The following is a 20,804-nucleotide window of genomic DNA, read 5'->3' as shown; positions in this document are numbered from 1 at the left end:
CTGATAAATGGAAAAATATTTCAAATTAATTTGTATCGGATTTTTGATTTCAAACGCAATTCAAGCACAAGGTCTTCTCGGTGAGAAGATTCAAAAATTCACTAGACAGGATAACCTACGAGGCAGTATTACTACCGAAAGAGCATGGTGGGATTTGAAAAAATACCATCTTGATATTAAAGTAAATCCTGCTGATAGTACAATTTCGGGTTCGAATACGATTCGATATCAAGTTTTGAAATCGTATAACAGTATGCAAATTGACTTGCAAAAACCAATGCAAATTTCCAAAGTAATTCAAGACGGAAAAGAATTAAAAATCGAAAGAGATGGAAATGCGTTCTTTATTAAATTGATTGCACCACAAAATATTGGCGAAACCAAAGAAGTTGTTGTCTTTTATAACGGAAAACCTAAAGTTGCTATCAATCCGCCTTGGGACGGAGGAATTACTTGGAGTAAAGACAAAAATGGTAAATCTTTTATCGCTTCTACTTGTCAAGGTTTGGGTGCTAGTGTTTGGTGGCCGAACAAAGACCACATGTACGACGAAGTGGATGAAATGCTTATTAGTGTCAATGTTCCAAACAATTTGATGGATGTTTCTAATGGTCGTTTGCAAGGCGTTACGAATTTAGAAGACGGGACAAAGACCTTTACTTGGACTGTTTCCAATCCTATTAATAATTATGGTGTGAACATCAATATTGGTGATTATACTTCATTTTCAGAAGTGTATAAAGGTGAAAAAGGCGATTTAGATTGTCAGTATTATGTATTGAAAGACAATTTAGAAAAAGCCAAAAAGCATTTCAAAGAAGTACCTCGAATGTTGAAAGCTTTCGAACATTGGTTTGGTTCTTATCCTTTTTATGAAGACAGTTTCAAGTTAGTTGAAGCTCCTTATTTAGGAATGGAACATCAAAGTAGCGTTACGTATGGGAATCACTATCAGAATGGATATTTAGGAACGGATAGAAGCAAATCAGGCTGGGGAATGAAATTTGATTACATCATCATTCACGAATCGGGTCACGAATGGTTTGCTAACAATATTACATACAAAGACATCGCTGATATGTGGATTCACGAAAGTTTTACCTGTTATTCTGAAAATTTGTTTGTTGAATTCTATTATGGAAATAAAGCAGGTTCAGAATATGTAAGAGGACAGCGGAATGAAATTGAAAATACAAAACCTATTATAGGTAAATACGATGTAAATAGCGAAGGCTCTGGCGATATGTACACAAAAGGGGCAAATATGTTACACACTTTGCGTCAAATCGTGAATGATGACGAAAAATGGAGAACTATTTTGCGAGGTTTGAATAGTACTTTTTACCACCAAACGGTTACGACCAAACAAATTGAAGATTATTTGTCTCAAGCAGTTGGTTTGGATTTAGATTCGTTTTTCAATCAATATTTAAGAGATATTCGAATTCCGACTTTTGAATATAAATTAATAAATAAAACACTTTCTTATCGTTGGACAAACTGTGTTGCTGGTTTTGATATTCCAGTAAAAGTAATTCTAAATGGTAAAGCAAAATGGTTAAAACCACAAACAGAATGGACTACTTTGTCACAAAATTCCAAAAAAATGAAACTTGAAGTCGATAAGGATTTTTATGTGAATTTTTCAAAGATGAACTGATTATTCAAATAAGAAGACTAAATCCCATCTAATTCAAACAATTGCACTTGGTTTTTTAATCTTTCGATAAGCATTCCCATCATCCTTTTATTAAGACTGGATGAATTTTTGATGTAAATTGCATATTCCTCGATTGTAAACAAAGCGATAATCATTCCTTTGAGCGCATTACGAAACTTGATGTCTTTTTGAATAGCATTTTCAATCGTAGTTAGTTTTTTGTCAACAGAAAAAGAATTAAAATCAATTCTGTTTTTGCCTAAATGATTGATGAAAGAAGCAATAAATAAATCGTTTTGAAGCTTTAAAATAGGACGCAAAACCTGATTTTGAAACAATTCATCCGATGAGGATTGATCACTTACAGTACCAATAGTTTCGCCTCTAAATTCTTTTAAAAAAGTATCTCTCTGATTCATGATTTTTTCTTTAAATATAAGTAAAAAGCAGTTGTTGAAGTTTGAAAAATAAGTTTTTTTTAGATATTAACATTTGAATCTTTTCAAGAGTTATTACCATACACAATTTCAAATAAAACCAAAAAAAAACTCCATAATTTAATGGAGTTTTTAGGTTGTTATTTTTGATTTTTTTCAATCCACAATTTGGCATTTACAAAGGCTTCGTGCCAAGGCGTAACTTCGTCGTTTCTGTCTTTTGGATAATTAGCCCAGTTCCATTGGAACGTAGAACGCTCAATATGTGGCATCATTACCAAGTGACGGCCTGTTGTATCACACAACATAGCAGTGTTAAAATCAGAACCATTAGGATTTGCAGGATAGCTATCGTAACCGTATTTTCCAACAATGTTGTAGTTGGCTTCTGGTTCTGGTAAATTGAATTTTCCTTCACCGTGAGAAACCCAAACTCCAAGCGTGCTTCCAGCCAAAGTAGATAACATCACCGATTTGTTTTCCTGAATAGTTACTGATGTAAAAATACTTTCGTGTTTGTTACTGTCATTATGAAGCATTTTTCCGTGTACTTTATGTTCTGGATTAATTACTTCTAATTCCATAAATAACTGGCAACCGTTACAGATTCCAACCGATAAAGTATCTTCTCTTTTAAAGAAATTTTTCAAGGCTGTATTGGCTTTTTCATTGTATTTGAATGCTCCAGCCCAACCTTTGGCAGAACCTAAAACATCTGAATTAGAGAATCCTCCAACAGCTCCAATAAACTGAATGTCTTCTAATGTTTCACGACCCGAAATTAAATCGGTCATGTGAACGTCTTTTACATCAAATCCTGCCAAGTACATGGCGTTTGCCATTTCACGTTCCGAATTACTTCCTTTTTCACGAATAATAGCTGCTTTTGGTCGAGGTTTTGAATTGTCAATTACAGGTGCTTTTCCTGTGAAATGAGTTGGGAAAGTATAGTTTAATGCTTGGTTTTTATAGTTGTCATAACGCTCTTGTGCCGTTCCGTTTTTAGATTGTCTTTGGTCTAATAAGAATGATGTTTTAAACCAAATATCTCTGTATTTTGCAATGTCTAATTGACAACCTCCAAAGTCTAAAGTAGCTTCAGTTGTTGCGTTTCCTAATTTGTAGAAAGTTACATTGTTTGCTTTCAATTTAGCTTCAACAGCTTCATCAGAATTGGCTTGGAAAACAACAGCAATATTTTCAGAGAATAAATATTTGATAATATCTTTTTCTTCGAAAACAGAGAAATCAATTTTTGCTCCCAAATTCACATCAGCAAAACACATTTCTAATAAAGTAGTAATTAAGCCACCACTTCCAATGTCGTGTCCTGCCAAGATTTGATTGTCTAAAATCAATTCCTGTAAGGTGTTGAATGCATTTTTAAAGAAAGCAGCGTCTTTGATAGTTGGCGCTTCGTTTCCAATAGCGTTCAACGTTTGTGCTAAAGAAGAACCTCCTAATTTGAAATCATCCTGAGACAAATTGATATAATAAATAGAACCACCGTCTTTTTGTAAAACTGGCTCTACTACCTTTCTAATATCAGTACAGTTTCCACCTGCCGAAATAATTACCGTTCCCGGTGCAATTACTTCGTCATTTGGATATTTTTGTTTCATCGAAAGCGAATCTTTTCCTGTTGGAATATTGATTCCCAATTCGATTGCAAAATCAGAACAAGCTTCAACAGCAGCGTACAAACGAGCATCTTCACCTTCATTTTTACAAGCCCACATCCAGTTAGCCGACAGTGAAATTCCTTTCAATCCGTGTTTAATTGGAGCCCAGACAATGTTTGATAATGATTCAGCAATAGCCGTTCTTGTACCAGCAACTGGATCAATTAACGATGCAATAGGAGAGTGCCCAATAGAGGTTGCAATTCCTTCTTTTCCCTGGAAATCCAAAGCCATTACACCACAGTTGTTCAATGGCAATTGCAATTGTCCAGCCGTTTGTTGTTTGGCTACTTTTCCACCTACACAACGGTCAACTTTATTAGTCAACCAGTCTTTAGAAGCTACAGCTTCCAGTTGTAAAACCTGCTCTAAATAAGTAGCAATTTTGTCTTTTGAATACTCTAATCCTGAATAATTGTAATCGATAGTTTTATCAGTCATTACTGTTTTTGGAGAACTACCAAAGAAATCTTCCAAAGCATAATCCATTGGTTTTGCACCAGTCGATTTTGATTCGAAAGTAAAACGGTGGTCACCAGTTACATCACCCACCTGATACATTGGCGAACGCTCTCTGTCTGCAATTCTTTGTAAAATGTCGATATCTTTTTTACCAATAACCAATCCCATTCTTTCCTGAGATTCGTTACCAATAATTTCTTTTGCCGAAAGAGTAGGATCGCCTACAGGCAATTTATCCAAATCAATCAATCCTCCGGTATCTTCCACCAATTCCGAAAGACAGTTTAAGTGTCCTCCAGCTCCGTGATCGTGAATAGAAACAATAGGGTTGTTATCGCTTTCCACCAAACCACGAATGGCATTAGCAGCACGTTTTTGCATTTCTGGGTTGGAACGCTGGATGGCGTTTAATTCAATTCCTGAACCAAAAGCTCCCGTGTCTGCTGAAGAAACTGCAGCTCCACCCATTCCAATTCTATAATTTTCTCCACCAAGAATAACAATTTTATCGCCTTCTTGTGGTTTGTGTTTGATTGCCTGGTTTAATTTTCCGTAACCAATTCCACCTGCTTGCATGATTACTTTATCATAACCAATTTTACGGTTGTTTTCTTCATGTTCGAAAGTCAAAACAGAACCTGTAATAAGCGGTTGACCGAATTTATTTCCAAAATCAGAAGCTCCGTTGGATGCTTTGATTAAAATATCCATTGGAGTCTGGTACAACCATTTTCTTTCGGCTACAGCATCTTCCCAAGGTCTGTTTTCTTCCAATCTTGAGTAAGAAGTCATGTAAACCGCAGTCCCTGCCATTGGCAACGAACCTTGTCCACCAGCCAAACGGTCACGAATTTCTCCTCCAGATCCTGTTGCAGCTCCGTTGAAAGGCTCCACAGTGGTTGGGAAATTGTGTGTTTCTGCTTTTAATGAGATAACTGAATCAAATTCTTTTATTTCGTAAAAATCAGGTTTGTCAGCCGTTTTTGGCGCAAATTGCTGTACTCTTGGTCCTTTTACAAATGCAACGTTGTCTTTGTAAGCCGAAACAATATCGTTAGGGTTTTCCTGTGATGTTTTCTTGATTAATTTAAAAAGAGAGGTTTCTTTTTCCACTCCGTCAATTACAAAAGTTCCGTTGAAAATTTTGTGACGACAGTGTTCTGAATTGGCTTGAGAGAAAGCGAAAATTTCAGAATCGGTTAGTTTTCTACCTAATTTGGTAGCTAAATTATCTAAATAGTCTACTTCTTCTGAACTTAAAGCCAAACCTTCTTGTTTGTTATAAGCAGCAATATCTTCAATATCCAAAATAGCTTCAGGCTGTACATTTATGGTGAAAATATCTTGATTTAATTCGGTGTATTTTTGAGAAAGCATTGGGTCAAAATCCGTGAAATCTTCCGTTGCAGGATGAAATTCTTCGATACGAATGATTCCTGAAATCCCCATATTTTGAGTAATTTCGACCGCATTAGTGCTCCAAGGCGTAATCATAGTGGCACGAGGCCCAACAAAAAAATCCGACAATACGGATTTCTCTATTTTATTTGCGTCGGCAAAAAGCCAGTTAAGTTTTGAAATGTCTTGAACAGAAAGGAGGTCTTGCGTTTGAACTGCGAAAAGCGTCTTGCTTTGGTTTTCAAAGAAATGAATCATCTTGATTGATCGTTAGCGTTGTTTTGTGCGCAAATTTAGTCAATTAAGATTTAAAAAAAAAGCGTCCCAATTTTTATCGGGACGCTTTGTATTTAATTGATAATAATTTTTTCGGTTGTTGACTTTGAGTCTTGGCTAACCTTTATCAGATAAGTACCTTTAGGAAGATTGGTGACCAAAATGGAACTGTTATTTGTATCCTTTTTTTCGAAAACTTTTTGTCCTGATAATGAGAATATTTCTACTGAATGCATACTATTAGAATCATCAAATAGAATATTGAAATTTTCTTTGGACGGATTTGGATAGATTTTGAATTCCTTTTGGTTTGAATTTTCTAATCCTAAACCAGAATAACAAGTCCAAGAAAGATCATCAAAAGCCACACGATTTGCAGTAATGCTATTATCAGTTATACTGATAATTACATCTCCAGATGTATTAATTCCTGTAATAGTTGTTGTAGTTTCTGTTGTGCTGTAAGGAATTGTTCCGACACTATTACCATTGACACGTAGGGTAAAACTTCCGCTAGTAGTTCCGAATATTAGTTTAGTAGTAACTGTCAGATTGCCAATTCCATTGGATGCTGTAGATGCTGTCAGTGATCCATTTCGAATACAAATTGCTTTTGTAGTATTAATTTTTTGATCTGTACGAGCATCAGTTGCTGTCCAATCCAAACCAGTGTCTCCAGTCCATGTTCTAATAGCATAATTAGAGGCTACATCTGGAATGTTTTCGAAACTTTCGCTAGCACAAGAAGTAGTTGCAGCTGTAGTTGTGCCATTAGCAGTATTACTTGATGCAGAACTATTTCCTGCGGCATCTTTAGCAATTACATAAAATGTATAGGTTGTTGCGGGTGTAAGCCCGTTTACAATGGCATTTACTCCAGAAACCGAAGTTTTTAGTACAGAATTCACATAGATTTCATAACTACTTACTCCAATATTATCGGAACTGGCAGTCCAATTCAAGGATAGGGTACTGGAAGAACTTCCTGAAATGGTTAAGTTAGTCGGAGCAGTTGGATTTTGAGTATCAGGAATAATTACGTTTGTTGTACCATTTGTGGTATTACTTGCTGGTGAGGAATTAAAGGCTGCATCTTTTGCAACTACATAAAATGAATAAGTTGTAGATGCTGAAAGTCCAGTAATTGTAGCTGTCAATCCTGAAACTGAAGTTTTTAAAATACCGTTCATGTAAATAGCATAACTGGTTACAGCTACATTATCGGTTGCTGCTGTCCAACTCAAAGAAATGGTATTGGCTGTAGTTCCTGTAACGGTTATATTAGAAGCTGCTGATGGTGCTTGCGTATCGGCATTTGGGTTCCAAATTGCTTGTGCATATTCTGGATGGTCAATGAATGGATTTCTATTGTTTTGTTGCGCATAAATAGCGTTGTTACGTGCAATTTCTCTAGCATTTACAGGGTCTTGCGCATGCCAAGCTAAAAGCATATTTAGAAATGCAGTTGTAAATACTTTATTACTTGAGCCATCAAACATATCGAAACTATAGTTTGAAACTGTATTTTCATAACGAGTGGCAAAATAAAAATACATTCGAGCTATATCGCCTTTGAATTCATCTATTGGTTCAAAAACAATCCCAGAATAACCAGAAACAGCACTTGTACCTCGCTTACTTCCGTTTAAAGAAGTCCAATTTGCACTTGCAACAGTTCCGTGTGGATAATTAGATCTTTGTCCGTTAACTTTGCCATCTGTGGGTGTGACGAAATGTGCATCATTTTTCATCGGAGAGGCCTCATTAAAAACCGATTGCGGAATAATGTGCTCTCTATTGTAACAGTCGCCTTCTACAGAATAATTCCCACATCGATTTGTTGTTCCAGCAGAATAGGTGTATGGATCTGTTGCTATTGGATTTTCAGAATACATATCTAAAATAGTTCCGTCATTTTCATAAAAATTATCTCTGTCTGATGTTTGGTAGGTGTTGTATAAACCATCATAACCATTATCAGTGTGTCCTTTTATGATATTAAATAGCTGTGTTTTCAAAATATATCCTGTTCCAGTAGCAGAAGTATAGTAACCTGCTGGAATCTGGGCAAAAGAAAGGACTGAAAAAAGTAGCGAAAAAAATAGTAGTTTTAGCTTCATATAAAATTTATTTTTTAGATTTAGTTCCGATTTAAGAGAAAGCAAAATTATTTAAAACTCAACCAGTATTTCTATTCGTTAGTGTTAAGTTAACAACATTATTTCGGAAAATCTTTAGTCTGGTAAGCTCCTAAATCTGGGGGTAATGTTCTTGTGTTTCCAATAATATCAAGCGGGATTAAATAGGCTGGATTCCCTTTGGCAAAAGCTGGAGAACTATTTTCAATGGTAAAATTGTTGATATTTGGATTGAAAAATTTTGGGTTCAAATTTTGAATAATTCCGTTGTAATGTGTTGGATCAGAAGCAAATTGATACAATGGATCCGAGCTAGTATTGTATTTTATCAAGCAATTATTAAATTGGTATTCGAATGCGGCTCCTTCTTTTTTGTTTAAAGCCAATTCGTTTGTATAAGTACCATAAATGATACAATTATTGAATGTTGCTGCGGTCAAATCTTTCATTTCTGGAGTCGCTCCAATAGAATAATTGCTTACTAAAACCGCCACTTGGCTAGAGCTATTCCAATTATTATTGAAGGTGCAATGCATGAATTTGTAATTTCCTCCATACGTACAGGCCAAACTAGCTAAACCAGTGTAATTGATAACAATATTTTCGCCTTCAATCAACGCATTTTTGGCTTGAATTCCATAATTTGTGCAATTATAAATCTGGGTATTTTTTATCGAAAGCGTGTTCTCATCCACTAATAATCCAATGCTTGCATTTTTAAGGCTAAGGTTTTGAATTTTGTTGTTAGTACTTCCTTTTTGTAACCAAACCGTTCCCCATTGTCCTGGAATATAACCAAAATCGGGTTGCAAACGATCACTGCTAAAAACAACTTCTTTTTCTAGTTTTTCGGTTGAAGATTTCTCTCCATTAACATTTATTGTGGCGTTTGAGGAAACAATTAGACCTGAATTGGCATGAAAATAAACTCTAGCTCCAGCATCAAAAATGGCAGTTTTCCCCGTAGGAACGGTGGCATAACCATAAATTACGTATGCTTTTTGATTGGTAAAATGCAATTCATTACCATGAATTGGATCGTTTTCATTAAGATAAAATCCCTGAACTGTTTCTTCGCCAAAAGGAACTGTTTCGGTTGTTCCATCCGCATATTTTTCAGGATAAAGAAAAATAGCATCTTGAACCAATGTTACTAATTCTACTTTTTGAAGATTAGTTCCGCCATCAAATTGAATTTGATCCGTGTATAAAAAATTAGTTGGGTTAGCGTCGGCAATATTGGGTGTAGTTTCAATAAAAATATACAAACTGTCTTTGGCTAAAAGGGTTACATTTTCGAATAGTTTGCCTTGATTGCCTTGCATTCCGTCAACGGTCATTCGGTATTTAGAATTCAATCCTTTGCCTAATTTAATACTTGGAATGTTGATGTCATTTTTACTTTTATTGTACACTTTTAAGGTGTAAGTACTAGAGCTAATCGTAGAAAAAACGGTGTCTAAATAAATAGTATCTTTCGAAAAAGTTAAATCTCCACTACTGGCTACAGTTTCAAAATCGGCACGACAAGAGCAGATAGTGATAAGAATTCCAATAAAAAACAGAAAAGTAAGCTGACGCATTTGTTATATTTTTTGTAAAAATAGGAAAAAACTAGTACGTATCAAGTGTGATTAGTATTTTTGCAAGGCATTCGTTTTAAAAACAAAAAATAACAGCCACGAATTCCACCAATTATCACTAATTTTTTAAAATTGAAATTGAATTTCACGAATTCTATCTGTTATGAGAATTTGTGAAATTAAAAACTAGTTTTAATTTGTGGTTTTTCGTGTAATTCGTGGCGAAAACTTTTAAATCGGAATTCTTTCTATTCACTTTTCCTTAAATTTACATTTTTAAAATAAAACCAATGACATTCGATAAAGATAAATTCCTCGAATTTTGCAATAGAATTTCGAAAAATACCTTAATGCAAACTTTAAATATTGAATATGTAGATGCAGGTCCTGATTTTCTGACGGCTACAATGCCTGTAAATCCTACTGTCCATCAGCCAATGGGTTTGTTGCACGGAGGTGCTTCAGTAGCTTTGGCAGAAAGCGTGGGGAGTGCTGCTTCTTTTTTATATATCAATCCTGAAGTTAGCGAAATGCGTGGAATAGAAATTTCGGCTAATCATGTCAAAGCCAAACGTAGCGGAATAGTAACCGCAACATCTAGAATCATTCATAAAGGACGTAGCATTCACTTGTGGGAAATTAGAATCACAGATGAAAATGATACTCTAATTTCAGTTTGTAAATTGACGAATATGATTTTGCCAACAAAAAAAGGGATTCAATAAAAATGGAAGTAATTTTAAAAAAAGCCAAAAATCAATTGGCTCAAAATCTTCCTTTTGTACTTTATAAAAAACCGAATAGTGATATTGTTTCTGGTCTTTTTCAACAAAATGACACTTTATTTGAAGTTAATAATTTTAACGAAAAAGGTTTTGTTTTTGCTTCTTTTGACGGGAATAAAACCTTTTTAATTCCTGAAAATCAGTCGGAAACAATCAATGCAGTTTTTCAAAAAAAAGAGATTTTAGTTTCAGAAAAAGAGTCAGATTTTCCAAATGAATTAGAAAAGAATAATTTCAAAAATTTGGTTTCCAAAGGCATTCAAGCCATTGAAAATAACGAATTCAAAAAAGTAGTGATATCTCGAAAAGAAATCCTGAATTTGGTCGATTTTGATGTAATTACAACTTTTGAAAAGTTAGCAAATTTATATCCAACTACTTTTGTGTATTGTTTTTACCATCCAAAAGTTGGAATTTGGCTAGGAGCAACTCCTGAACAATTGTTGAAGGCTGATACTATTAATTTTCAAACCATTGCTTTGGCGGGAACGCAAAAAGACAAAGGATCTAATGAAGTTTTTTGGGCGAATAAAGAACAAGAAGAACAAAAAATTGTTACCGATTATATTGTAGAAAAGCTGAAAAATGTTGCTTCAGAAGTTTTGGTTTCTGAACCATACAGCATTAAAGCAGGAAGTATTTGGCATATTAAAACCGATATTTCAGGAACATTGAATTCCAGTTCGAGTTTGCAACAAGTAATTCAATTATTGCATCCAACGCCTGCGGTTTGTGGGTTGCCAAAAGACAAATCAAAGGCTTTTATTATGGAAAATGAAAATTACAATCGGACTTTTTACACTGGTTTTCTAGGAGAATTGAATATAGAAAACAAAACCGATTTGTTTGTAAATTTACGTTGCATGGAAATTGAGAATTGCCAAGCGTATTTATTTATGGGTTGCGGCATTACAAAAGACAGTGTTCCCGAAAAAGAGTGGGAGGAAAGCATTAATAAATCAACAACGATGAAAAAGGTTTTGGATTTTGAATCATAATTAATTCTGAAATCTAAATTCTAAAATCTAAAATTTTTTTAAAAATGAAATTAGACATATTAGCATTCGGTGCACATCCAGATGATGTAGAATTGGGTTGTGGCGGAACATTAGCCAAGGAAATCGCATTAGGCAAAAAAGTAGGTATTATTGATTTAACACGTGGCGAACTCGGAACTCGTGGTTCGGTTGCCATTAGAAATCAGGAAGCGGCTGCTGCAGCAAAAATACTAGGAGTTGCTATTCGTGAAAATTTAGATATGCGAGATGGTTTTTTTGTGAATGACGAAGCACATCAGTTAAAAATTATCGAAATGATTCGGAAATACCAACCTGAAATAGTGATTTGCAATGCCATAGACGACCGTCATATCGATCACGGAAAAGGAAGTAAATTAGTTTCTGATGCTTGTTTTTTGTCAGGTTTGATGCGAATTGAAACTGAATATCAAGGAACAAAACAAGAAGCTTGGCGACCTAAATTAGTCTATCATTACATTCAGTGGAAAAATAGTACACCTGATTTTGTGGTGGACATTACTGGTTATAACGAAAAACGAATCGAATCTATTTTGGCTTATGGATCGCAATTTTATAATCCCAATTCAGATGAACCTGAAACGCCAATTGCCACCAAAAACTTCATGGATAGCCTTAATTATCGAGTTCAAGACTTTGGAAGGTTAATAGGAACTGATTATGCCGAAGGTTTTACTGTAGAAAGGCATTTGGGAGTCAATAGTTTAGGAGATTTGATATAATTTTTTTTAAATTTTCTTTGCAAAAACCAACTTTAATCATATCTTTGCACTCGTTAAAAAATGGTGGTTGTAGCTCAGTTGGTTAGAGTAGCGGTTTGTGGTGCCGCGGGTCGCCGGTTCGAACCCGGTCAGCCACCCAGAATGCAAAAGCTTCGAAGAAATTCGAAGCTTTTTTTGTGGAATAAAGTTTTGCGATTTATTAGAGAATTTTTCCTAAAACAGCAATTAAATCTAAAGGATGTTTTAAGATGTATTTTGCGCCATAAGTAATCAATTCTTCTTCTGGTCTATATCCCCAATTGACACCTACGGCACACATATTAGCATTTGTTGCGGTTTGCATATCAATTCCAGAATCACCTACAAAGATGATGTCTTCGGGATTTAATTTCCATTTTTCACTGATTGCTATAGCTTCAATAGGATTGGGTTTTTTGTTCGATTCTACACTTAAGCCTACTATTGGATCAAAATAATTAGGAAACAAAGCCATTGTAATTTCCTTGGTTAGTGCATCCGCTTTATTTGAAAACACACTCAATTTTATATTTTCGTTTATTAGATAGTCTAATAATTCGATGATTCCTGCATAAGGTTTGGTTTTGTTTGCACAAGCATTGCTATACACTTCAATCATTGAGACATAACAACTATCAATTTGGTTTTCATCATTATTTGTAGCAGGTAAAGCTTTGCTAACCAAATTCCGAAGACCGCTTCCTATAAAATATTGGTAAGTATCATAATTGTGTGTAGGGAAGTTTAGACTTTGAAGTACTTCATTCATTGCATCTGCAATATCTTCTAATGAATCGACCAATGTTCCGTCTAAATCAAAAATAATTCCTTTGAATTTCATTTTTATTTTTTCTTGTAAATATAAGCACCAATCAAAGAAACAACAATTCCTAATGGCAAGACTTCTATAAAAGTTAGTAAAATAATCATTATCGGACTTTTATACCATTCCTTCATTTGATTCATTTCGGCGGTTTTGTCAGCGAGTTCTTCGGGACTGGTATTTTTTAGTACCATTTTGCTATACTGTTCCATAAAATCAGGAAAAAAATTGTAATAAATTAGTAACCAAACAACAACGTAAATTATTGAAATTACTAATGAAATATATAATCCTGTTAGGAATCCTTCTCCAAAACTTAAACTGCCCTTATTGATTTCGCGCTGTTTTTTTATTCCTAATATCACAAAGACAAATACCAAAAGCATACTGCCAAAACCAAGTATTGAACTCGGTTCTTGATCTGGATATGTTTTCATAAAAAGGGTCATGGCAATCATTATAACACTGACCATTATCCCGCCTAAAATTCCGTTTTTGAGGATGTTGTTTTTCATAAATCAGATTATTTTGTTTTGCAAATCAAAGATAATGAAATGTTTAATCTAACAATTAATTTTTAATTTTCAAAAAAATCAGTCTTCATTATCTTCGTCAAAATTCAAAAAATCATTGGGATCAAAAGGAATATCATCATCAGGATCTTTATCGTGAGCATTTACACCTGGAGGATTGAACAAGCCCCAATTGTCTTTGATGTAATTCCATTGATCAAAACTAGCTACCCAGTCAATAAACAAGAGTCGGAATTCCTCAATTTCATTTCTTAATATATAAATGTAGTCTTTGTCTAAAATAGCTTCTTCAAAGCGCAAGCTACCAGCATAAACACTTAATTCACGAGCCGCTTTTCTGATAATTGTGGCGTTTTCCATTTTCAAATCATACAATTCGACAGCATAAGCTCCAGCAATTTTTGCAGGGATGATCATGGCATTTTCTAACATAAAACGAACCGTTGTTTCTTGCAAAAATTCGTTATCAACAGGAACAACTTCTACTAATCCTTGGGTGATTTTTAAAATTTGTTCTGCTTTTTGATAGAGCGGAAATTGGTGTAATTCATCTCGTTTTGACATCGATTTTGATTTAAATAGTTTCTATTACACTTTCTAATACTCTTCTGGATTTAGGAGCAACTTCTAGTCTATTAAAATCGTCTTCGGCAGCATAACCTACTGCCATAGCAAATAAGGGTTTGAAGCCTTTAAGATTAAGAATAGTGCCGTATTTATCTGATTCAATTCCTTCCATAGCAGTAGAGTCTAGGCCTAATGCAGCACTTGAAGTTAAACCAACTCCCAAGGCGATATACAATTGTTTGGATAACCATATTTTCAATTCGGATTCAGACATACTGGCTTTCATTTGGTTGTACCAATCTCTTCTGGCAGCTGGTAATTCGTTGTCCACTATTTTTTGAAAAGTATCCAAATCGTCGGCTACGCTAAATACAATTAGCAGTGGAGCTTGATTGACTTTCTCTGCATTGTGCATCGAAACCGAAGCTAATTTGGCTTTGATTTCTGGATTTTGAACGAAGGTAAATTTCCAAGGTTGGATGTTTATCGAAGAAGGTGTGAGGCGTAAAATTTCCTTCAATTCTTCGATGGTCTCTTTTGGTATGGTTTTGCTTGGATTGTATTGTTTGGCGGTATATCTTTTTTCAATTAATTTTAGAATATTCATTACTTTACTTTTAAACGTTTTTAATAGCACAAAGTTATAGAATACTTGCTTTCTATTTTAGTCCTTGAAGGTTATTGTAAATTTTGTTCCTTCGTTTATTTTACTTTCTACTTCAATACGACCGCCTAAATTGGTAATATGATTGTAAATCAAGTAAAGACCAATACCATTACTATCAATATGATTATGAAATTTTTGGTGCAAACCAAAAATTTTATCACGCACCTTATCCATATCAAATCCCAATCCATTATCCGAATAGATTAACTGGCTCTTTCCATTCACTTTTTTAGAACTAATCGTAATGGCTGGAAAAGTATCTGGTTTGGAGTATTTTATCGAATTGGTAATTAGGTTTAGATAGATGCTTTTTAGATATTCTTTATTGAAATTAACTTCAACAAGTTCAGTGAAATCAACATCAATTTTAATTTTTGAATTGGCGATTAAGGAGTTGATAGAAAGTATTACTTCATTCAAATTCTCATTCAAATTCAATACCTCGATAGGAGCATTTAACTCCTCTTTATGGATCAAATCATCCACCGAATTTTTTAAGGTTTCACTCAAACGCTCTGTAGATATTTTTAAGATATTGATAAACTCTATTGTCTCTTCGTCATTTATTTTAGACGTATCAATAAGATTAAATACGGATAGCAAATTATTTACAGGCGACTTCAAATCATGCGAAGTGGTGTAAGACAAATGCTTGAGGTCTTTATTGATTTTGGTCAAATTGGCCAACAGAAGGTTTCGTTCTTCTTCAATGCGTTTTTTGTGTGTAATGTTTTTGGCAATGGCATACACTAATTTTTCATCCTCAACAGGCATTGATGTCCAAGATAACCAAACAATCTCACCAGTTTTAGTTAAATAACGGTTTTCGAAATGCAATAGCGGCTTGTTTTTATAAACTTCCTCTCTAGTTTCTAATGTAGTTTTTAAATCAGGTGCATAAACAAAAGTATGTATCGGACGAGCATATAATTCTTCATCCGAGAAGCCTAATAATTTAGAAACAGCAGGATTTATTCTTTTAAAATAACCATCAAACCCAGCAATACAAATCAAATCTGCCGAGATGTTGAAAAAATTATCAAAATGATATTCTTTATCTGAACTGTTTTTTATTGTCATGGAGTTGGAAAATAGTTACTAATACTGTGTTCAACAGTAATGATGATTTCCAAATTTAACTAATAATTATTTAGGAAGGAAAGGATGGAGTGATTTTAACTAAATGGAAAGTCTGTTTAAAAGACGTTTTAAGTAATAAGTTTTTTTGTAACTTTGAAAAAAAGTAAATTTATTATAGTTATGAGAACACAAATTATTCAAGATTATAACGGTTTGCCGACAGGTGTTTTTATTCCTATTGAAGATTGGGAAAATATAAAAAAGCATTATCCTAATATTGAAAATGTTGACCAAGAATTACCACAATGGCAAAAGGATATTTTAGATACTCGTTTAGCTGATTTAAACAATCCTGATAAACTAGAACCTATTGACGAACTTTTTAAAGTTTTGGATGAGGAATGAGTTATACGGTAATTAACCATAAGGAAGTTAAAAATGATGTATTGCAAGTCAAAAACTGGTACAAGAGTCAACAAAAAGGTTTAGAGAAACGATTTGCAAATGAAGTTAGAATCACATTGAACTTCATTATTAAAAATCCTTTATTGTTTCAAGTCAAATACAAAACCGTAAGAGCTGCCTACACCGAAATTTTTCCTTATGCAGTGCATTACCATCTTAATGAAAAAACTAAAACGATTACTTTACTAGGTGTATTTCATACATCATTATCGCCTGATAAATGGCTCGATAGATTATAAAACACAAAAAAAACCAAGCAATTTCGCTTGGTTTTTTTGTGTTTTCTGTTTTCGTTTGTGGGCACAGTTTGCAAAACTGCACTAACGTTAAACAAGAATATTTTAGTACATATATATCACGTCGGGGTGATTTTAACTAAATGGAAAATGATTTTAAACCTATCGAATTTGATGGGTTTAAAATTGAAGTCTCCTGATTTTACAGTTATTGCAATAAGCAACAAAAACAAGCCTATAAATAAGTTTTAAAGTTTAACTACATCTAGGAATGGGTGCGAAGTCGGAGACGTTCCCACAGCAGCTCGGTTTTAAGGAACACTTCGTGGAGAAGGGTCTAAACGTCATATTTATTTCATGTAATATTCTAATTCTTTAAATGCTTCTTTGTAAATTTCTTTTCGTTTTTCTAAATCATACGGAATTACAAAATTATTTTTTATGTATTTAGCAAATAACTCATTAAGAATTTCACCGCCTATATTGTTGAAATAATTAGGTTTTATTTCTTGAATAGAACCAACCTTTGATAAAATATCTAAATCAATTTCTTTTAGACTCTTTAATAAATTTGATTCAAAATTATGGTCATATATTGAATAAATAACATAATCGTCATCTTCTTCTATAATTTTTGTGTTATTTTTCACATAATTAGGTAATCTTTTGACAGTACTTTTAAACAGTTGATTGAAATTTTCTTTTTTTAATATAATTCTACCTCCATGTTGTGGAGCAACATTTGATTCTTGATAGGTTAATTGAATTTTTTCATTGAAAACTATGTAGAATAGATGGTTTTTGTATTTTTTTAAATCAATCTTAATTTTAGAATTTTCAGTTATTAGTCTAATTAAATTGTACTTGTCCTTTATTCCATTAATAAAATAATCACTATTTAAGACAAATCCTTCAGAATTATAGAGAATTTTTACGTTATGTAATAAAATATGATTTTTCAATTCTCCATTCTTAATTTCAAAATTTAATAATTGTGCAATAAAGTGTTTTGCAGTTTCTAAAAACAATTCGTCTTCAAAAGGAAATTCATCACAATCTACATCATTTCGGTCTAATTTAACTGGAAAAACACCCTCTTTATCAATTACTAAAATGTTGGGTTTATTGACTAAAATGCAATTATGACCTTCTTTATTATTAATATTAAATCTGTTTATAGAATACTTTTCAGTTATTATAATTCCATTGCATGCTATTAATTTTGAATATGAATCATTTTTATAAAACCAACTTATTTTTTCAAAATTTTCTGTAGAAAATTCAAACAAATTAATACCTTTTAGGTGGTTTTTTATTTCTATAATTTCTTTATCAACTGAATATACTATTTTAGGTTCTTCATATAAAAACCATTTAGTCCATTCGATTGATTTGTCATAATAATTGTCAGTAGTATGATATAATAATTTGTCTCTATTTTCATTATTTAATAGAATTGTAATAGTTGTTCCAAAAGAACTTTCTTCTTCTGTTTTTGAAATGTTTATAAATTGGGAATCTATACTAGCTTTAAATGAATGCGCTTCATTATTTAGCAGACTTTTGGAAATAACATTAATTTCTTTTCCCAATAAAAATGAAGCTAATACTCCAACGCCAAACTTACCATTTCTATTAATTTTTGATTTCCCTTCTTCATTTACAAATTGTTTTTTCCAATCCATACTTTTTCTAAATGAATTTCCAACATTTAAGAAATAATTTATTATTTCATTTGATGACATTCCTTTTCCATTATCCTTAATAGTGAAAAGACTCTGATTTTCGTTAATCCTTTCGATTGATATTTCAATTAACGGAGTATAATTAAAGTTTTTATTGAAATATTCAATTTCTTTTCTTTCTAAACAGGCATCAATCGAGTTTTGTAATAGTTCTCGAACTCCAAAAGTAGGTTTGTCACCATATAATGGAGCTACTAATAATTTAGATAAATTATTGTCAACTTTAAAAGTTATTTTTTCAGGAATAAAATTCAGTTTGTTTAAAAAAGATTTACTTTCCAAATTAGAAGAAATTCTTCTAAATTTTATAGCTGGTTTGTTTTTTGGGATAAAACCATAAATTTCTCCTAATATCGCCCAAGATTTATCAAACTCATTTTGGATATCTCCTATGAGAGTTTTTATTTTAACATACATTTCACTATCATTTGGACTACAGTCTACAAAGATTTTTTCACTATCAATTTGATTAAAATTAATTGAATTTATTGCTAAATGGGTTTCAGTTTCCAATTTTGAAATTGGACTATTAAATGATTTTAATTTTAAAAGAATTTTATCTACTCTAGTATTATTGATTTGGATATAGTCTGAAATCCTTAAAACAACCATTAGATAAATGATATTTATATTATGAGGATTTATCCAACTATCATGGTAATTGTCTTTAAGATAATCAAAAGTATCTCTAATATCCATACTATGACTTCTAGCTAAAATTCCGGCTAATTCCTTTGTTTTAATATCTAATTTATTTGTCCCAAATTCAATTAATTGATTTTCTCCTTTTAATCCGAATAACGCAATTTCTTGTGCAAATCTACCATGATTTCGTCTTATGAATTCTCCAATTAATTTTTTATCATAACCATTTAAATTATCTTTATTTGTTAAATTGGGTAAGTTGAATGGTATTGACTCATTACCAAATACATTCATCTTTTGAATAGAACTGAATCTCTTTACTTCACTTAAATAATCATCCCATAATTCTTTCCAAGTTTTTGAATCTATTATGTCAATTTTTAATTTATCATATTCTCCATTCAATAAAGAATTAAAAGTTGGCAATTCAATATGCATACCCAAGTCATGAAGTATTATTGAATATATTAAAATAGCAATTTCATTAGAAGTTATGTTATTAAAAGATTCATCAGTAATGATATACTCGGAAGCTTCTAAAACATTTTCTATATGGTTTATACCATGATTTGTATATTCTTCAAAAAAGTATAATTTATTATCATTAAAAATTAATTCGAAAGTAGATATAACATCCAATACTATTGAATAAATGGTTTGATTTGTTTTTAATATTTCTTCAAATTTAGCTGGTAATTTCATGTTTTTTGTTTGGTGAAGTAAAAATCAACTAAATGTAGTTGGGTCTGTCTTTGTGTTATAATTATAGTAAATATATATAACTTTTATTTAAGTAAATAATAGTCTTTAAATAACATATGAACAATATTACCTACAAAGAAAAGCATTTCTACTAAAAAATAATAATATTTCATTTAGCCCCGATGGGAGCCAATATCCTTTTGGGCAGGGGTTCAGCCCAAAAGATAGGGTATACAGCGGGAGGAAAGTTGTTATTAAAATCAATCGTTTTGCTCATAAAAAACACCAGCCTTTCGACCAGTGTTTTGTATCAACTTTGCCAAAGTTTATAACTTTGGCAAAGTTTTTTATTGAGGAACTATTTAAGAAACCAATTCACTCTGATTCCCTTAAAACCAATAAGAAAAATTTAAATACGTTCTTTGATTTGTAATTTCTCAAGTTTTAATTTCCAAACTTATTTTTAATTACATTTGTACTATGCTATCCAAAAGTCAGTTACATATCATCATCGAAACCTTAAAGCCGTATCATCCCAAAAGGATAGGGCTGTTTGGTTCTGTGGCTCGAAACGAAGAAAACAGCGATAGCGATATTGATATTCTTTTTTCCTTGCACCAACCTATTGGCTTGTTTACGTTGTCTAAAATTCATTTCGAGTTAGAAGAAAAACTACACAAGAAAGTAGATTTAATTTCAGAAAACGGCTTGAATAAATTTATCAAGGAAAAAGTATTAAAAGAGGTAAAGTATTTTTATGAAAACTGAAAAATATAAAATTTACTTCTTGCATATCCTTGAAGCCATTGAAAAATTAGAATTAGTTGCCAATTCAACTACCAAAGAAGAATTTCTTGGCGATTGGCTCAAACAAGATGCCGTTCTCAAAAACTTTATTGTCATAGGCGAAGCCATTTCACAAATTGATGAGGAAATCAAACAAAAATTTCCTGATGTAGATTGGCGTGGTGCTAAATCAATGCGTAATTTTATTGTTCACGAATACTTTTCAGTTGATAACGGTTTTGTTTGGGAAACTATTTTTGAAACAATCCCTACTTTCAAAATTCAAATAAACCATATCTTAAATTCGTTAGAATAAAAAAACACCAGCCTTTCGACCAGTGTTTTGTATCAACTTTG

18 protein-coding genes and 1 tRNA gene are annotated in these 20,804 nt (G+C 32.6%); 9 read left to right on the top strand and 10 right to left on the bottom strand.

Annotation, left to right across the window (positions count from 1 at the left end; genetic code table 11):
- Positions 1-7 precede the first annotated feature (7 nt).
- Entirely contained in the window at positions 8-1,660 is a 1,653-nt protein-coding gene (locus tag OZP15_RS09285; protein WP_281335932.1) for a M1 family metallopeptidase, read from the top strand.
- Between the two features lie 17 nt (positions 1,661-1,677).
- Here OZP15_RS09285 and OZP15_RS09280 read toward each other — a convergent pair whose 3' ends face one another.
- The 4 genes from OZP15_RS09280 to OZP15_RS09265 all read right to left on the bottom strand — a co-directional run bounded on the left by OZP15_RS09280 (position 1,678) and on the right by OZP15_RS09265 (position 9,636).
- Positions 1,678-2,079: a glyoxalase gene (locus OZP15_RS09280; protein ID WP_269225179.1), complete on the bottom strand. Its 402-nt coding sequence runs from the start codon at positions 2,077-2,079 to the stop codon at positions 1,678-1,680.
- A gap of 158 nt (positions 2,080-2,237) precedes the next feature.
- Positions 2,238-5,897: a phosphoribosylformylglycinamidine synthase gene (gene purL / locus OZP15_RS09275; RefSeq protein WP_281335931.1), complete on the bottom strand. Its 3,660-nt coding sequence runs from the start codon at positions 5,895-5,897 to the stop codon at positions 2,238-2,240.
- Between the two features lie 92 nt (positions 5,898-5,989).
- Positions 5,990-8,035, bottom strand: a complete 2,046-nt coding sequence (locus tag OZP15_RS09270; protein ID WP_281335930.1) for an endonuclease — start codon at positions 8,033-8,035, stop codon at positions 5,990-5,992.
- Positions 8,036-8,133: 98 nt separating this feature from the next.
- The gene (locus OZP15_RS09265) at positions 8,134-9,636 is read right to left on the bottom strand and encodes a hypothetical protein (RefSeq protein ID WP_281335929.1); all 1,503 of its coding nucleotides are present in this window, start codon (positions 9,634-9,636) and stop codon (positions 8,134-8,136) included.
- Positions 9,637-9,926: 290 nt separating this feature from the next.
- Here OZP15_RS09265 and OZP15_RS09260 point away from each other — a divergent pair, with 290 nt between their 5' ends.
- The 4 genes from OZP15_RS09260 to OZP15_RS09245 all read left to right on the top strand — a co-directional run bounded on the left by OZP15_RS09260 (position 9,927) and on the right by OZP15_RS09245 (position 12,317).
- A complete protein-coding gene (locus tag OZP15_RS09260) occupies positions 9,927-10,361 on the top strand; it encodes a PaaI family thioesterase (RefSeq protein ID WP_269225178.1) in 435 nt (144 codons plus the stop codon).
- A 2-nt stretch (positions 10,362-10,363) separates the two neighbouring features.
- On the top strand, positions 10,364-11,419 hold the full coding sequence (locus OZP15_RS09255; RefSeq protein ID WP_269225177.1) for a chorismate-binding protein: 1,056 nt from the start codon (positions 10,364-10,366) through the stop codon (positions 11,417-11,419).
- A 44-nt stretch (positions 11,420-11,463) separates the two neighbouring features.
- Positions 11,464-12,180: a bacillithiol biosynthesis deacetylase BshB1 gene (gene bshB1, locus OZP15_RS09250; protein ID WP_269225176.1), complete on the top strand. Its 717-nt coding sequence runs from the start codon at positions 11,464-11,466 to the stop codon at positions 12,178-12,180.
- Between the two features lie 63 nt (positions 12,181-12,243).
- Positions 12,244-12,317 (top strand) — tRNA-His (locus tag OZP15_RS09245).
- Between the two features lie 62 nt (positions 12,318-12,379).
- Here OZP15_RS09245 and OZP15_RS09240 read toward each other — a convergent pair.
- The 5 genes from OZP15_RS09240 to OZP15_RS09220 form a co-directional block, all read right to left on the bottom strand.
- On the bottom strand, positions 12,380-13,039 hold the full coding sequence (locus OZP15_RS09240) for an HAD family hydrolase (protein WP_269225175.1): 660 nt from the start codon (positions 13,037-13,039) through the stop codon (positions 12,380-12,382).
- A gap of 2 nt (positions 13,040-13,041) precedes the next feature.
- The gene (locus tag OZP15_RS09235; protein ID WP_269225174.1) at positions 13,042-13,536 is read right to left on the bottom strand and encodes a DUF4199 domain-containing protein; all 495 of its coding nucleotides are present in this window, start codon (positions 13,534-13,536) and stop codon (positions 13,042-13,044) included.
- Between the two features lie 78 nt (positions 13,537-13,614).
- Complete coding sequence (locus OZP15_RS09230) at positions 13,615-14,118, bottom strand: hypothetical protein (RefSeq protein ID WP_269225173.1); 504 nt, start codon at positions 14,116-14,118, stop codon at positions 13,615-13,617.
- A 10-nt stretch (positions 14,119-14,128) separates the two neighbouring features.
- Positions 14,129-14,728 carry a nitroreductase family protein gene (locus tag OZP15_RS09225; RefSeq protein WP_269225172.1) on the bottom strand — a complete coding sequence of 200 codons (600 nt, stop codon included), beginning with the start codon at positions 14,726-14,728 and terminating at the stop codon, positions 14,129-14,131.
- A gap of 57 nt (positions 14,729-14,785) precedes the next feature.
- Positions 14,786-15,868 (bottom strand): PAS domain-containing sensor histidine kinase, encoded by a 1,083-nt coding sequence (locus OZP15_RS09220; RefSeq protein ID WP_269225171.1) that lies wholly within the window; start codon positions 15,866-15,868, stop codon positions 14,786-14,788.
- Between the two features lie 180 nt (positions 15,869-16,048).
- Between OZP15_RS09220 and OZP15_RS09215 the strand changes: the two genes are divergently transcribed.
- Together OZP15_RS09215 and OZP15_RS09210 are read left to right on the top strand one after the other, a co-directional pair.
- Positions 16,049-16,273 carry an addiction module component CHP02574 family protein gene (locus OZP15_RS09215; protein WP_269225170.1) on the top strand — a complete coding sequence of 75 codons (225 nt, stop codon included), beginning with the start codon at positions 16,049-16,051 and terminating at the stop codon, positions 16,271-16,273.
- A complete protein-coding gene (locus OZP15_RS09210) occupies positions 16,270-16,572 on the top strand; it encodes a type II toxin-antitoxin system RelE/ParE family toxin (RefSeq protein ID WP_269225169.1) in 303 nt (100 codons plus the stop codon). The genes OZP15_RS09215 and OZP15_RS09210 overlap by 4 nt, the downstream gene beginning before the upstream one ends.
- 347 nt (positions 16,573-16,919) lie before the next feature.
- Here the strand turns inward: OZP15_RS09210 and OZP15_RS09205 are convergent, their stop codons facing one another.
- A complete protein-coding gene (locus tag OZP15_RS09205) occupies positions 16,920-19,661 on the bottom strand; it encodes an HD domain-containing protein (protein ID WP_269225168.1) in 2,742 nt (913 codons plus the stop codon).
- Between the two features lie 480 nt (positions 19,662-20,141).
- Here OZP15_RS09205 and OZP15_RS09200 point away from each other — a divergent pair, with 480 nt between their 5' ends.
- Together OZP15_RS09200 and OZP15_RS09195 are read left to right on the top strand one after the other, a co-directional pair.
- Complete coding sequence (locus OZP15_RS09200) at positions 20,142-20,429, top strand: nucleotidyltransferase family protein (RefSeq protein WP_281335928.1); 288 nt, start codon at positions 20,142-20,144, stop codon at positions 20,427-20,429.
- Positions 20,419-20,763, top strand: a complete 345-nt coding sequence (locus tag OZP15_RS09195; protein ID WP_269225166.1) for a HepT-like ribonuclease domain-containing protein — start codon at positions 20,419-20,421, stop codon at positions 20,761-20,763. The genes OZP15_RS09200 and OZP15_RS09195 overlap by 11 nt, the downstream gene beginning before the upstream one ends.
- The last annotated feature ends 41 nt before the right edge of the window (positions 20,764-20,804 follow it).

Origin of the sequence: Flavobacterium eburneipallidum (assembly GCF_027111355.2) — a bacterium.
In the GTDB taxonomy this organism is placed as follows: domain Bacteria; phylum Bacteroidota; class Bacteroidia; order Flavobacteriales; family Flavobacteriaceae; genus Flavobacterium; species Flavobacterium eburneipallidum.
This window is presented reverse-complemented; position numbering and strand designations above follow the sequence as displayed.